The sequence below is a fragment of the Streptomyces sp. YKOK-I1 genome, from assembly GCF_054660435.1.
Genome location: NZ_BAAGDR010000001.1, coordinates 6,177,303 through 6,190,191, shown reverse-complemented (window position 1 = coordinate 6,190,191; position 12,889 = coordinate 6,177,303). Strand labels below are relative to the sequence as shown.

Annotated in this window: 10 protein-coding genes and 1 tRNA gene; 5 read left to right on the top strand and 6 right to left on the bottom strand. The window is 74.4% G+C overall.

What is annotated here, in order from left to right; translation table 11 throughout:
* Positions 1–27: 27 nt before the first annotated feature.
* Both secE and ACYQ8Q_RS27505 read right to left on the bottom strand, forming a co-directional pair.
* Positions 28–315, bottom strand: coding sequence for a preprotein translocase subunit SecE (gene secE, locus ACYQ8Q_RS27510; RefSeq protein WP_055631382.1), 288 nt, complete (start codon positions 313–315; stop codon positions 28–30).
* 108 nt (positions 316–423) lie between these two features.
* A tRNA-Trp gene (locus tag ACYQ8Q_RS27505) sits at positions 424–496 on the bottom strand.
* Positions 497–712: 216 nt separating this feature from the next.
* On the opposite strand from ACYQ8Q_RS27505, the gene ACYQ8Q_RS27500 reads away from it, so the two are divergent.
* Together ACYQ8Q_RS27500 and ACYQ8Q_RS27495 are read left to right on the top strand one after the other, a co-directional pair.
* Complete coding sequence (locus tag ACYQ8Q_RS27500) at positions 713–1,939, top strand: pyridoxal phosphate-dependent aminotransferase (protein ID WP_460068545.1); 1,227 nt, start codon at positions 713–715, stop codon at positions 1,937–1,939.
* A gap of 125 nt (positions 1,940–2,064) precedes the next feature.
* Positions 2,065–3,096, top strand: coding sequence for an adenosine deaminase (locus tag ACYQ8Q_RS27495; protein WP_460068544.1), 1,032 nt, complete (start codon positions 2,065–2,067; stop codon positions 3,094–3,096).
* 31 nt (positions 3,097–3,127) lie between these two features.
* Here the strand turns inward: ACYQ8Q_RS27495 and ACYQ8Q_RS27490 are convergent, their stop codons facing one another.
* The 3 genes from ACYQ8Q_RS27490 to ACYQ8Q_RS27480 are packed head-to-tail and all read right to left on the bottom strand — an operon-like array spanning position 3,128 to position 5,977.
* A complete protein-coding gene (locus tag ACYQ8Q_RS27490; protein WP_460068543.1) occupies positions 3,128–4,645 on the bottom strand; it encodes a hypothetical protein in 1,518 nt (505 codons plus the stop codon).
* Positions 4,620–5,375 (bottom strand): hypothetical protein, encoded by a 756-nt coding sequence (locus ACYQ8Q_RS27485; RefSeq protein ID WP_460068542.1) that lies wholly within the window; start codon positions 5,373–5,375, stop codon positions 4,620–4,622. Before ACYQ8Q_RS27485 ends, ACYQ8Q_RS27490 begins: the two co-directional genes overlap by 26 nt.
* Positions 5,372–5,977 (bottom strand): hypothetical protein, encoded by a 606-nt coding sequence (locus ACYQ8Q_RS27480; protein WP_460068541.1) that lies wholly within the window; start codon positions 5,975–5,977, stop codon positions 5,372–5,374. Before ACYQ8Q_RS27480 ends, ACYQ8Q_RS27485 begins: the two co-directional genes overlap by 4 nt.
* A gap of 343 nt (positions 5,978–6,320) precedes the next feature.
* Here ACYQ8Q_RS27480 and ACYQ8Q_RS27475 point away from each other — a divergent pair, with 343 nt between their 5' ends.
* Entirely contained in the window at positions 6,321–6,992 is a 672-nt protein-coding gene (locus ACYQ8Q_RS27475; protein WP_460068540.1) for a 4Fe-4S single cluster domain-containing protein, read from the top strand.
* 125 nt (positions 6,993–7,117) lie between these two features.
* On the opposite strand, the gene ACYQ8Q_RS27470 is transcribed toward ACYQ8Q_RS27475, so the two are convergent.
* Positions 7,118–8,233 carry a macro domain-containing protein gene (locus tag ACYQ8Q_RS27470; protein WP_460068539.1) on the bottom strand — a complete coding sequence of 372 codons (1,116 nt, stop codon included), beginning with the start codon at positions 8,231–8,233 and terminating at the stop codon, positions 7,118–7,120.
* Positions 8,234–8,606: 373 nt separating this feature from the next.
* Here ACYQ8Q_RS27470 and ACYQ8Q_RS27465 point away from each other — a divergent pair, with 373 nt between their 5' ends.
* Together ACYQ8Q_RS27465 and ACYQ8Q_RS27460 are read left to right on the top strand one after the other, a co-directional pair.
* Positions 8,607–11,237 carry a protein kinase domain-containing protein gene (locus ACYQ8Q_RS27465; RefSeq protein WP_460068538.1) on the top strand — a complete coding sequence of 877 codons (2,631 nt, stop codon included), beginning with the start codon at positions 8,607–8,609 and terminating at the stop codon, positions 11,235–11,237.
* Positions 11,234–12,862, top strand: coding sequence for a hypothetical protein (locus ACYQ8Q_RS27460; protein ID WP_460068537.1), 1,629 nt, complete (start codon positions 11,234–11,236; stop codon positions 12,860–12,862). The genes ACYQ8Q_RS27465 and ACYQ8Q_RS27460 overlap by 4 nt, the downstream gene beginning before the upstream one ends.
* Positions 12,863–12,889 lie beyond the last annotated feature (27 nt).

Sequence of the window (12,889 nt, the reverse complement as noted above, 5' to 3'; positions counted from 1 at the left end):
GATACCTCGGCGCCCTTCGCTCTCGGCTCAGCCAAAGACGTACTTGGCGGCGTGGCTGAGTCCATAGTCAATCACGGTCACCAGGCCGATCATGACGACGACGAACACGATCACCACGGTCGTGTAAGTCGTCAGCTGTCCGCGAGTGGGCCAGACGACCTTGCGGAGTTCCGCCACGATCTGGCGGTAGAAGAGTGCGAGGCGCTTCAGCGGGCCCTTCTTGGCGCGCTTTCCGCCCTTCCGCCCCTTCTTCTTGGCCTCAGGCAACTCGTCCTGGGCATCAGGCGTGTCGATGGAGCCCACGGCATCCGCCATTCGTCCTCACCTGTTCCCGGGTCGTGGCCGTGCCGCGCCCGGTCTGAGCCGCACGGCGGTGCATTGCTGTACGTACATGCGCACACATCCTGGCGAAGGTGTGTGTAGCAGGGCCGGAGGGACTTGAACCCCCAACCGCTGGTTTTGGAGACCAGTGCTCTACCAATTGAGCTACGACCCTTTGTGTGTCCCCCAACGTACCGCATCCGACCGGGTGCTCGGTGTGCACCGGTTGAGGCACGGCTGTTGAAGGCCAACGACGGATGAGTGTACGTGGTCCTGAGCGTGAGGTCGAACGGAAAGTGGTCTTGGACGAAATCAGTCTGATGTTCAGCCAGTTGCCCAGTGGGTGAAACCCGTGTGCCGGGCGGGTTTCCGGTCTGAAACCATGGGCCGTATGAGCGCTGCAACCCCTCCCACCGAGCGCCGGGTCTCCGCCCGAGTCGGCGCGATCTCCGAGTCCGCCACCCTCGCCGTGGACGCCAAGGCCAAGGCCCTGAAGGCCGCCGGGCGTCCGGTGATCGGCTTCGGCGCCGGTGAGCCCGACTTCCCGACGCCGGACTACATCGTCGAGGCGGCCGTAGAGGCCTGCAAGGACCCCAAGTACCACCGCTACACGCCGGCCGGCGGCCTGCCCGAGCTGAAGGCCGCGATCGCCGCGAAGACCCTGCGCGACTCCGGCTACGAGGTCGAGGCCGCGCAGATCCTGGTCACCAACGGCGGCAAGCAGGCGATCTACAACGCCTTCGCCGCGATCCTCGACCCGGGCGACGAGGTCATCGTCCCGGCGCCGTACTGGACGACGTACCCCGAGTCGATCCGTCTCGCCGGCGGTGTCCCGGTGGAGGTCGTCGCCGACGAGACGACCGGCTACCGGGTCTCGGTCGAGCAGCTGGAGGCGGCGCGCACCGAGAAGACCAAGGTCGTGCTGTTCGTCTCCCCGTCCAACCCGACCGGCGCGGTGTACAGCGCCGCCGAGGCCGAGGCGATCGGCCGCTGGGCCGTCGAGCACGGCCTGTGGGTGCTGACGGACGAGATCTACGAGCACCTGGTCTACGGCGACGCGGTGTTCACCTCCCTGCCGGCGATCCTGCCCGAGCTGCGGGACAAGTGCGTCGTCGTGAACGGGGTCGCGAAGACGTACGCGATGACCGGCTGGCGCGTCGGCTGGATCATCGGCCCGAAGGACGTCGTCAAGGCCGCGACGAACCTCCAGTCCCACGCCACCTCCAACGTCTCGAATGTGGCCCAGGTCGCCGCGATCGCCGCCGTCTCCGGTGACCTGTCGGCGGTGGAGAAGATGAAGGAGGCGTTCGACCGGCGTCGTAAGACGATCGTGCGGATGCTGAACGAGATCGACGGCGTGCTCTGCCCGGAGCCCGAGGGCGCGTTCTACGCGTACCCGTCGGTGAAGGCGCTGCTCGGCAAGGAGATCCGCGGCAGGCGCCCGCAGAGCAGCACCGAGCTGGCGGAGATCATCCTGGACGAGGCCGAGGTCGCGGTCGTCCCGGGTGAGGCCTTCGGCACGCCGGGCTATCTGCGGCTGTCGTACGCGCTGGGCGACGAGGACCTCGTCGAGGGCGTGAGCCGCATCCAGAAGCTGCTGGCGGAGGCCCGGGACTGACGGCTGTCCCGCTTCGACGGAGCCTGGTCCCGGATCCGGGGCCGGGCTTCGTTGTTGTGTGCGAGCAAGACCACGTTCGGGCAATCGGCTACCGGGACGACACGGCCGTACGGCAGGATCGGCGGATGGAGCGTGTACGTGATGTCTCTGAGCTGCCCAAGGCCCATCTGCACCTGCACTTCACCGGTTCGATGCGGCCCTCGACCGTGCTGGAGCTGGCCGACAAGTACGGGGTGCGTCTGCCCGAGGCGCTGACCGAGGCGCTGACCAGCGGGGAGCCTCCGAGGCTGCGGGCCACGGACGAGCGGGGCTGGTTCCGTTTCCAGCGGCTGTACGACGCGGCCCGGTCCTGTCTGCGCCGGCCCGAGGACATACAGCGCCTGGTGCGGGAGGCGGCCGAGGAGGACGTCAGGGACGGCTCCGGGTGGCTGGAGATCCAGGTCGACCCGACCTCGTACGCGCCGCGGCTGGGCGGGCTGATCCCGGCGCTGGAGATCATCCTGGACGCGGTGGAGTCGGCCTCGCGGGACACCGGGCTCGGGATGCGGGTGCTGGTCGCGGCGAACCGGATGAAGCATCCGCTGGACGCCCGGACGCTGGCCCGGCTGGCGGTGCGCTACGCGGACCGGGGGGTGGTCGGTTTCGGGCTGTCGAACGACGAGCGGCGGGGCATGGCGCGCGACTTCGACCGGGCCTTCACCATCGCGCGCGACGGCGGACTGCTGTCTGCGCCGCACGGCGGCGAGCTGACCGGTCCGTCGTCGGTACGGGACTGCCTGGACGATCTGCACGCCACCCGGGTGGGGCACGGCGTCCGGGCGGCGGAGGACCCGAGGCTGCTCAAGCGGCTCGCGGAGCGGGGCGTGACCTGCGAGGTGTGCCCGGCGTCGAACGTGGCGCTGGGGGTGTACGAGAAGCCCGAGGACGTACCGCTGCGGACGCTGTTCGAGGCGGGGGTGCCGATGGCGCTGGGCGCCGACGACCCGCTGCTGTTCGGCGCGCGGCTGGCCGCGCAGTACGAGATCGCCCGGCACCACCACGGTTTCACCGACGAGGAGCTGGCGGAGCTGGCCCGGCAGTCGGTCCGGGGCTCGGCGGCCCCGGCGGGCGTGAAGGCGAAGCTGCTGACGGGGGTGGACGACTGGCTGGCCTCCTGAGCGCGGGTGCGCACAGGAGGCCGGCCGGGGCTCAGCGCCGGACCGGGAGTTCCGGCAGGAGCGGGTAGCGGGTCGACAGCCGCATCGCGCCCTCGGTGACCGCGGGGTCCCGGGAGGCCGCCTGGACGCCGTCGAGGTAGGCGTGGGCCGCGGCCTCGTAGACGTTGTCCACGGCCGTGAGCTCGGCGGCGAGGGCCTGGGCGCGTTCGGTGCGCCGCTCCTCCAGGGTGCCCTGTTCGCGCTGGGCGGCGGCGACCGCCGCCTCCGCCCGCGCCAGCTCCTCCTCGGCCTTCGCCAGCCGGTCGCCGTGCAGCCGGTAGGCGGCGATGAAGGGGTGCTCCTCGGAGACGGCGAGCAGGAAGGCGATGCCGCCGGAGAGCAGCAGCAGGGCGATGAAGGTGACGCTGACAGTGTGCTCGTCCAGGTGGAGCTGGTCGAGCAGGGTGGGCGCGGGCGGCAGGTCGACGCCGAGCTGCCGGGCGGTCTCCGCGAGGGCGGGGCTGTCGGTGTCCCGGAAGACGATGCGGGCCCGCAGGTCGCCCAGGTACCAGGCGGCCCAGCCCCACAGGGTGACCAGCGCGGCCGCGACCGGCAGGACCAGCCACAGGGCGGCGGTCGCGCCCCGGCGGCGCCACTGGCGGCCGGCCTGGAAGGGGCCGAGGGTCATGGCGACGCCGACGGCCGCGGTCAGCAGGAACGCGCTGGCCCGGCCCTCCGGTGTGCCGTCGTGGATCGCCAGGAACACCCCGAGGTACACGGGGAGTTCGACGAGGATCAGCAGCAGGGTCAGGAACCGCCGGGGCCAGCGGGCCATGGCCGAGGTCTCGGTCAGTCCCTCCCAGGGCACCTCGGCCGCGGCTGCGGCCCGGGGGGCCGGGTTGCGTAGGGGGTCGCCGTCCCGTTCGTCGGGTGCGTACAGGCCGGCGTCCTCGCCGGGGGCGGCCGGGTACGCGGGGTCGGGGTGGCCGGGGCCGTCCGTGCCGGGCTCGGGGTGGGAGTCCGGGTCCGGTCCGTGCGGGCGGCGGCCCTCGGAGCGGGCCACGATCCAGGGCAGCAGCCGGTCGCGGCGGTCCTCGCGGGCGGCGATCCGGGTCGCCGTGCGGTCCAGCCGGGCGGCGGCCGCGTGCCGGCGGCGGGTCTCCTCCTCCTGGCTGTCGCGGGCCCGGCGGGCCTCGGCGACCCGGGCGGCGGTGTCGGCGTAGAGCTCGGCGGAGGCGCGCAGCTCGCGTTCCTCACGCTCGTGGTGCTCGGCGAGCACCCGGCCCCGGGTGTGGTCGCGCATGCCCTGGAGCCGGCCGAAGTAGGGCAGTCGGCGCCCGGAGCCGAGGACGTACGGGTCGAGGGTGCCGCCGGTGGCGGCGCGGCGGCCGGCGTTCTCGGCCTGGTCCAGCAGGCGCCGGCCCTCACGGGTCTCGGACAGCGGGACCCGGCCGCGGGGTGCTCCGGGGGCGGTGCGGCCGAGGCCGGGGGCGCTGCCCTCGGAGCGGCGGAAGGGGAAGGGGATTCTCCGCCGGCGGGGCTCGTCAGGCGCCGTATCCGTCGTCGACATCGACCTTCACCTCCTTCTCCAGCAGCTGCTTCCAGAACGCGCCGAGCTGTTCGACGTGTTCGGGGCTGGTCTTGCCGCCGCGCATGGCGAAACCGACCCGGTACACGGTGGTGTCGGGCAGGTCGGGCAGATTGCGGCCGTCGACCATGGCGGCGACGGCGGTGTCCCGCTCGGCCTGGGTCGCCAGCTGGTACTTGGAGAGCTTGAAGCCGGGGTCGGCCTGCTCGAAGTCGCTGATCACGAGGACCTGGAAGGTGCCGTCGCCGTCGCGGGGCACGTTGGCGGCCCGGGTGAGCCCGCCGAGGACGTCGGAGCCGGGCTGGCGGTCGCGGGCGCACTCCAGCATCTTCTCGGCGCCGGCCTCGGCCAGGACGCGGGTCTGCGTCCACAGCGGCTCGCGTTCGGAGCGCTTGTCGGAGTCGGGGTCGATGTCGATGCGCGGCACCTGGCAGGAGGAGGCCTCCGAGGCGGAGGTGATGGGCGCGTAGGAGAGGTACTTGCACCCGTGGTCGTCGAGGAAGCGGGGCAGGGTCGTCTTCAGTTTCTCCTTCGCCCGGAAGCCGTCGTCGCTGTCGGCGCCGGATCCGGAGCCGTCCACGACGACCGCGCAGTCGGCCTTGAGCCGCTGCGGCCCGTCCAGCGGGCCGCACGCCGTCGTCAGCAGCGCGGCCGCGCCCAGTACGGCGGCGATCCGTGCCGGGCGGATCACCCCGTCGGTGGTCGTTCTCATCTGTTCCCCCGCTCTCCTCGACCGGCCCCGGCGGCGGCCGGCCCGGTCCTCTGCTCCAGAATCCGCAGCGCCCTGCTCACCACGACGGCGTCGAGCAGCCAGTCGGGCGGCCCCGTCCACGGCCCGTCGAGGGCCGCGGTGCCGGGGTTCCCGGCGGGCGGCAGCCCCTCCAGCCGGGCGGCGCGCGCGTACGCGGCCTCGTAGTGGGCCAGTTCCTGGTCGGCGCAGGCGGCCAGGGCCCGGCCGCGCTGCTGGCAGGCCGTCACCTCGGTGCGCCACTGCGCCACCCAGCCGCCGAAGCGGGCCAGGGCCGCGGGGACGTCCTCGCGCCGCCGGCCGTCCTCGCGCGGGGCGTCGTACTCCGTCACGACCCGCTCGGACTCCTCGTGCACCCGGCCGACGACCGCCGCGCGGTCCTTCAGGAACCGGGCCATCAGGTCGTCCAGTGCCATCCGTGTCCCGCGCTCCAGCTGCCGGGCGTAATGCTCGGTGCCTATGCCGGCCCTGCCGTCCCGGCGCCCGCGGCGGGTGGCCCGCCAGCGGGTGCGTGTGGTGAGGCGGGCGCGGCCGTAGTCCGCCGGGACGGACTTCACCTCGCTCATTCCATCCCCCTCGTCGGATTCCCCGGTTCACCCACGGGGATTCGCGCGCAGCCTAGGGGATAAACGAAGGCGTGCGGGAGCGATTTACGACACCGGATTTACCCGCATCCGGAAATCAGCCGGAGATCGACCGGCGAACGACCGGGGCACCGGGTCTGTTACCGGAGGGTTGCTGGAAAACTTCCGAAAACCGGGGCCGTTCCGGCGCCTCTCGGAATATGCTCCGTTCCGCTTGGGCGGGGGTGCGCCCGGAGTCGGAGAAAAGATCTTCGAATACGGGCGGCGCCGCGGGAGTGGAGTTTTCGGCATACGGCTTCAGGCATATGCCGTAGCGGGGGGATCAATGACGGAGAAGATCGCGGTGCGGGTCGCCGACGGGTATTTCCCGGTGGAGACGCTCGGTCCGGGCCGCCGGCTGGCCCTGTGGTTCCAGGGCTGTGCGCTGGCCTGTCCGGGCTGTATGTCCCGGCACACCTGGGATCCGGCGGGCGGCCGGGGCGCCACCGTCGGTGAGCTGCTGCGCCTGTGGGAGGCGGCCCTGGAGCGGGGGGCCGAGGGGCTGACCGTGAGCGGTGGGGAGCCGCTCACCCAGCCCGTGGCGCTGGCCGCGCTGCTGCGGGGCGCCGGACGGCTGCGCGAGCGCGCGGGAGGCACCGCCGACCTGCTCGTCTACACAGGTCACGAGCCGGGCGAGGTGCCGGGGGAGGTGTGGGAGGCGCTGGCGGGCGCGGACGCGGTCGTGACGGGCCGGTTCCGGATCGCCGAGCCGACGGACCTGGTCTGGCGTGGCTCCGCCAACCAGCGGCTCGTCCCGCGCACCCCCCTCGGTGTCCGCCGCTACGGCCCCCATCTGGCCCGGGCCTACCCGCCGGGGCCCCGGGTGAGCCTGCGGGCGGACGGCACGGGGACGGGCACGCGCGTGTACGGCGTTCCGGCGCGCGGCGAGCTGCGGCGGCTGGAGCGGGGCCTGGCCGGGCGTGGGCTGCGGCTGACGGACCCGAGCTGGCGGCCGTGAGAACGCGCCGCGTGGGGTGTGCGCCGAAGTGCGCCGCGCGCGCCCCCTTACAAGCCTCACGTACCCCCGAATGCGTCGCATGCGCCCCTGCCGGCGCCCCTCGAACCGGGGCGTCCGACCTCTTCTCAGCCCCCTTCCGTTTTCTCCGTCGCCTCCACGCCGAACAGGCGGGCCGCGTCCGGGTAGCGCGTCACGACGTGCACGGACCAGCCGGGGTCGGTGGTGAGGGCGTCCTCGATGGCCCAGCGCAGCCATTCCGCGCTGGTCCCGCGCTCCAGACCGCCCCGGCCCGCGCCCAGCAGCGGGAAGCAGATCGAGCGCAGCGCGAGCCCGGCCTCCGTCCGCTCCTGGCGGGCCCGGGCGAAACAGCCGGCGACGGCGGTGGCGATGTGCTGCGGGTCGACGCGGTAGGCCAGCCCGTCCGGCACCGCGACGGCCGCGTGGTAGACGCGCCGCACCCCCCGCTCGGCGAGGGCGCCCGAACCGGTCGGCACCACCGTGCCCGGCCGCAGCGGCAGCACCCCCGGCCGGGCCCGTACCCAGGCGGCCAGCTCGTCCGCGAGGACGTCGGCGACCGGCCCGTCCGCCGCGCAGCCCACGACGGCCGACCGGCGCAGCGCCCCGGAGACGGTGGGCCGGAACGACTTCGACATCTCCAGATGGACGTTCTCGGAGGAGACCAGGACGTCGATGTCCCGCAGCAGTTCGATGGGCGCGAGATGCACGGTGACCGGCCTGGACCCGGCCCGGCCGGGCAGCCCGGTGCGCGGTACGACGATGCGAGCGGCGGCGGCCGGGGCGGCCCCGGCACCAGCCGGCGTGGCCGGCCGCGGCGGGCGCCCGCCGGGTTCGCGGGCCTCGGCGAGCACGGCCCCGGCGAGCTGCTCGACGACCTGTCGCTCCTGGCTGTGCCGGAACCGCTCGCCGGTCACCCCGTAGACCAGGGCCGCCGCCCGGCGCCGGTCCGCGGCCGGGTCACCGCGGCGGCCGGGCAGCAGACCGAAGGTGCACTGGGCGGCGCGGCCTATCAGATCGTCGGTGCCGAGCCGCTCGGCCGCCGCGCGCAGAAGGCGTTCCGCGCCGTCGGCCAGGTCCTCCGGGCCCCGGGCGTACCCGGCGTGCAGGGTGGCCGCGCGCAGCGCCTCGGGCACCAGCGCCTGGAGTGCGGGCAGTCCCCCGCGGCGCAACTGCCGCAACTCCCGCACCAGATCGGCACGGTCGGGCAGACCATCAGGGTTCATGGCGGTCAACATATCCGCGCGGCCCTCGTGACCGCCCCGGCTTCCGGCAGTCCGTTCCGGATCGCTGCATCCGCCCGGTACCGTCGGTGGATTTCCCCGTTTCCCGGTGCGCGGCACCCCGGTCTCGCTACTCTTCCGGCCCAGGTGTCCTCCTGCGCCGGGGCGCCGGTCCCCGGGTCCCGTAATTCGGTGCGCGGCGCGTCGGATCCGTATCTCGTGTCCATCAGGATTCCCTTTCCGGCACACCATTCCGCACACATTCACGCACCGTTTCCACACCGGGTTCCGCACAACGTTCCGCAGCTTCTTCACACACCCTCCCGTACGCCGCCTCCGGCCACCGCCGGGTCCTTTCCGCGCGCAGGTGAATTCCATGACGTTTCCTGTCGGTGACGACGACCTGGCCCCGCCCACGCTCGTCGAGCTCCCGGAGGGCGGCGGCATACCCGCGCCCGACCCCCGGGGCGACCCGATCGGGCTGCCGCCCTGTCTGGCCGACCGGTTCCGGTCGCGCGAGCAGCTGCCGCGGCGCGGGGAGCAGACCGTGCACCGGGCCGCCGAGGAGGGACGCTCCGCCGAGCTGCGGGCGGCCGTGTTCCGGGTGCTCTGCCGGGACGGCGGGGGCGAACGGATCGTCAAGTGGTACCACCCGGACGCCGTACCGGACCCCGAGGTGACCGCGGTGCTCTCGCGGGGGCCGCTGCACGAGGGACTGTCGTACGTCCTGGAGGCGGGCGCCGACCGGGGGGCGCCGTTCCATGTGCTGCCCTCGCACGGCACCACGGATCTCGCGACCCGGCTGCGCGACCACCCGGGCCCGCTGCCTGCGGCGGAGATCGAGCGGATCGTGGCGCGGCTGCACGGGGCGCTGACCGCGCTGCACACGGCGGGGGTGGTGCACGGCGACCTCAAGCCGTCCAACCTGGTCGTCGGCGGCGACCTGAACGACCTGGCCGGCAGCATGGTCCTGATCGACTTCGGCATCTCCGCCGCCGGGCCCTTCCCGCGCGCACGCCGCGGCTGGGCCGGCACCCACAGGTACGCGTCGCCGCAGGCGCAGCTCTCGACGCGGATGATGCGGCCGGCGGACGACTGGTGGGCGCTCGGGATGGTCGTGGCCGAGGCCGCGCTCGGCCGGCATCCCATCCCGCACCACGAGACGGCCTCGGTGGCGGACGCCGTCCACCGCGGTGACATCGACCTCGACGGGATCCGCGCACCCCGGGTCCGGCTGCTCTGCGAAGGGCTGCTGACCTGGGACAACGAAAGGCGCTGGGGTGCGGACGAGGTACGGCGCTGGCTCCGGCGCGAATCCCCCCGGGTGTCCCGCGAGGGGCCCCGGTCCCGGTCCGGCGGCAGGCAGGACGCCGCCCCCGAGACCCCCCTGTTCGAGCACGCGGGCCGCTCGTTCGGCACGACCGCCGAGCTGGGCGAGGTGTTCGACGCGGACTGGCCCGCCATGATCCGCCGGCTGTCCCGGAGCAGGGGGCGGGAGCAGCTGGCCGACTGGCTCGCCCACTTCCGTCCGCACCAGGACACGGGCCGGGCCGAGGCGCTCGACGATCTGCTGGGCCGGCTGCGGGGCTCGCGGCGCGGACCGGACGCGGCGACCCTGATCGATCTGATCGGCTGGATGGCGCCCCATCAGGAACCCGGCCTCCGGGGCATCCCGCTGGGCATGGGCGATCTGACGGCCTTCGCCCGGCGCGCCGCCGCCGGCGACCGCGGCTGCGTGTCCGTCATGACCGAGCTGTACGCACACGGCCAGCACCTGCTGCGCCGGCTGGCCCTGCGCCGCGGCGGCGAGGAACTGACGTATGTCGCCGACCGCTGGCGGGACCACCACGGCCAGTGGACGCGGGCCACCTCCCGGCTGTCGGAGATACCCGAACTGCGCGACCACCGGGACGACCTGCGCGCCGCGACCGCCGACGGCCCGGTCCTCGCCGCCGAACTGCTCCTGCTGGCCGCCGACCCCCGCACGGTGACCCTGGCGCTCCGTTCCGACCTGCGGACCGCCCTGCGCGCCCTGCCCGCGCGGGTGCCCTGGTTCACCCGGCTGGCTCAGGAGGCCGTGGAACCCGTACCGCTGCTGCTGGCCCTGCGGCTGCGGCCGCTCGCCGAGGCACAGGCGCTGGACACCCGGCGGGCCCAGGAGGAGCGCCGGCAGCTCGCGGCCATCGGGCGGCGCGCGGAGCACACCCGGCTGGTGCGGCGCCGGCTGGAGCTGCCGGTGGTGCTGGGCCGGGCCGCGGGCGGGGCGCTGCTGCTGTTCTTCCCGCACGCCTTCCTGGTGGGCCTGGCCGACGTGTACGGCTGGGCGCCGCAGTCCACCGTGCTGATCGCCTGGCTGCTGAGCGTGCCCTCGCTGGCGGCGCTCCTGGTCATCGAGTGCTGGACCGCCTGGTACGTCGGCCCCTGGTACCACCCCCGGTTCTCGGTGATGGGCCTGATGACCCGCCGGGCGCTGCCGCTGACCCGCCGGATCGGACGGCGGGGCCTGAGGCGCTACCTGTGGGCGGCCGTGGGCGCCGCCGCGCTGGTGGGCACGGTCGCCGGGACGTTCTTCCTCGCGGTGTGGATCTGGCCGGCCGGGACCGTGCTGGCACTGCTGGTCTCGGCCGTCCTGCGGGCCCGGGCCTGGCGCCACTACCAGGCGGACGCCCGCAGCGGCGGCCCGCTCACACCCCCCGCCGGTCCACGCGGCACCGTGCCAGGCGCCCGCAGGCCCCCGGAACCCACCTCCCCGACCCCGCCGCCCCCGGGTGCGACCCCGGCCCCGTCGACGCCGTCCCCGACCCCGGGTGCGCCGCCGCGCCCGGCCGCTTCCCGCGCCGAGGCCCCTTCCTCGACCCCGCCGCTTTCCGGCGCCCAGGCCCCTCCCTCAACCCAGTCCCCGGCCGCTTCCCGCACCCAGGCCCCTCCCCCAACCCAGCCCTCAACCCAGCCCCCGACCCCATCCCCGTCCCCCACCCCTGGTTCCCGTGCTGGAGGCATGGCGTGAGCAGTGCGTACGCCGGTACCGATCTGTACACCGTGATGCCGGACGTCTCGGCGTCCGGGGTCGACCCGACGATGGCCCAGCCCGACCTCGGCCTGCATCTGCCGGACACCGGCGTCTCCGACCTCGCGCACACCGCGACCGGCCATGTCGATGTCGTCGGGCACGCCGTCGACCACGCCGTGGACGAGGCGGCCCAGCAGCTCCACGACATGATCGTGCCCGCGCTGATCGGCCTCGCCGACCTCAGCGGGGCGCTGCTCGTCACCCGGCTGGCGCTCCGCGGCACCATGGCGCTGGCCGCGTTCAACAACAAGGTCGCCGTGGACCAGGAGGCCATGGCGAGGCGCCAGATGTCGCTGGAGGACGGCAGCGAGTGCTGGCGGCGCGCGGCCGAGGCGGCGGCCGGGATCAACGCCCGGATCACCGTGCTGGGCCTGGCCCCCGCCGGACCCGGCGATCCGCCGCTGCCCGCGCCCGTGCAGCCCGTCGGCGTCCCGCTCGACATGCTGTGGAAGCGGCTGGCCGCGACCGAGCGGGCGCTGCGCCGGGTCGAGGCCCAGCGGGCCGCCCGCGCCACCGCCCGGCTGCCCTTCCAGCACCGGGAGGACCCGGAGCACGCCGACTGGTACGACCGGCTGCGCGCCAAACGCCACAGCGCCCTCAAGGCGTACGCGGAGGGCGCTGACCTGCCCGGCGGACCGGCGCCCGGGCCCCGTGCCGACGACAGGACCGCGCTGACCGAGGAGGACGTCCTGCGCGAGGGCGCCGAGCTGCTCGCCCGGCTGCCGCTGGCGTTCACCTCGGAGGGCCGGGAACTGATCGACGACTGTCTGCTGGAGGCCCGCCGGGCGGTCGCACGCCGGCCCACGGCGGTACGGCGCTACCTCGACGAGGCCGCGCTCATCGCCCGCAAGGAGTCCGAGCGGGCCGGGCGCGCCGAGACCGCCCGCCAGGACGCGGCGCTGCGTCTGCAGGTGCTGCGGGCCGCCGCGCCCGAGGGCGTCGACCCGCTGCCGGAGTCACCCGCCGCGATCGACGTCCTGGAGCGGGTGCTGCGCAGCGGGGTCCCGGCCTCGAAGGAGGACGAGCGGACCGTCCAGCAGGCCCTCGCGGCCCGGTCCGCCGCCCTGCACCGGGCGTATCTGGTGGCGGCGCTGCGCCGGGCGAGCGAGCAGTGGGGGGACGGTTCGGTGCACGCCCGGGCCGACGCCGAGCACTGGGACTTCGCGCCGGCCGCCTGGGGCGGCCACTACTGGCTGCGGGTCCGGCTCACCGCGACCGGGCAGGCCCGGGTTTTCACCATGCGCCGAGCGCTCACCGCCCGCGAGGCGGCCGACCCGCACACGGTCGCCCGCTGGCAGGCCATGGACGCCGGGCGCTGTGCCGAGAGCGCCGCCTACGTCGACGAGCTCGGTCTGCTCAGCGAGGAGGAGGGCGTCCGGGCGGAGTTCACCTGGACCGAGAGCAAGGTCCTCACCGGCGAACCCGCGCCGGGCCTCACGGACGCGTTCCGCGAGGGGACCGCCGCGCGGGCGGCCCGGGGCGCGGCCACGGCCCGGTCCCGCCCGGCCCGCCGGCCCCAGCGGCAGCAGCCCCGGCAGCGCCGCCACGACGACCACCGCTGACCCCGCCCCACGACACCCGCCCTTCCC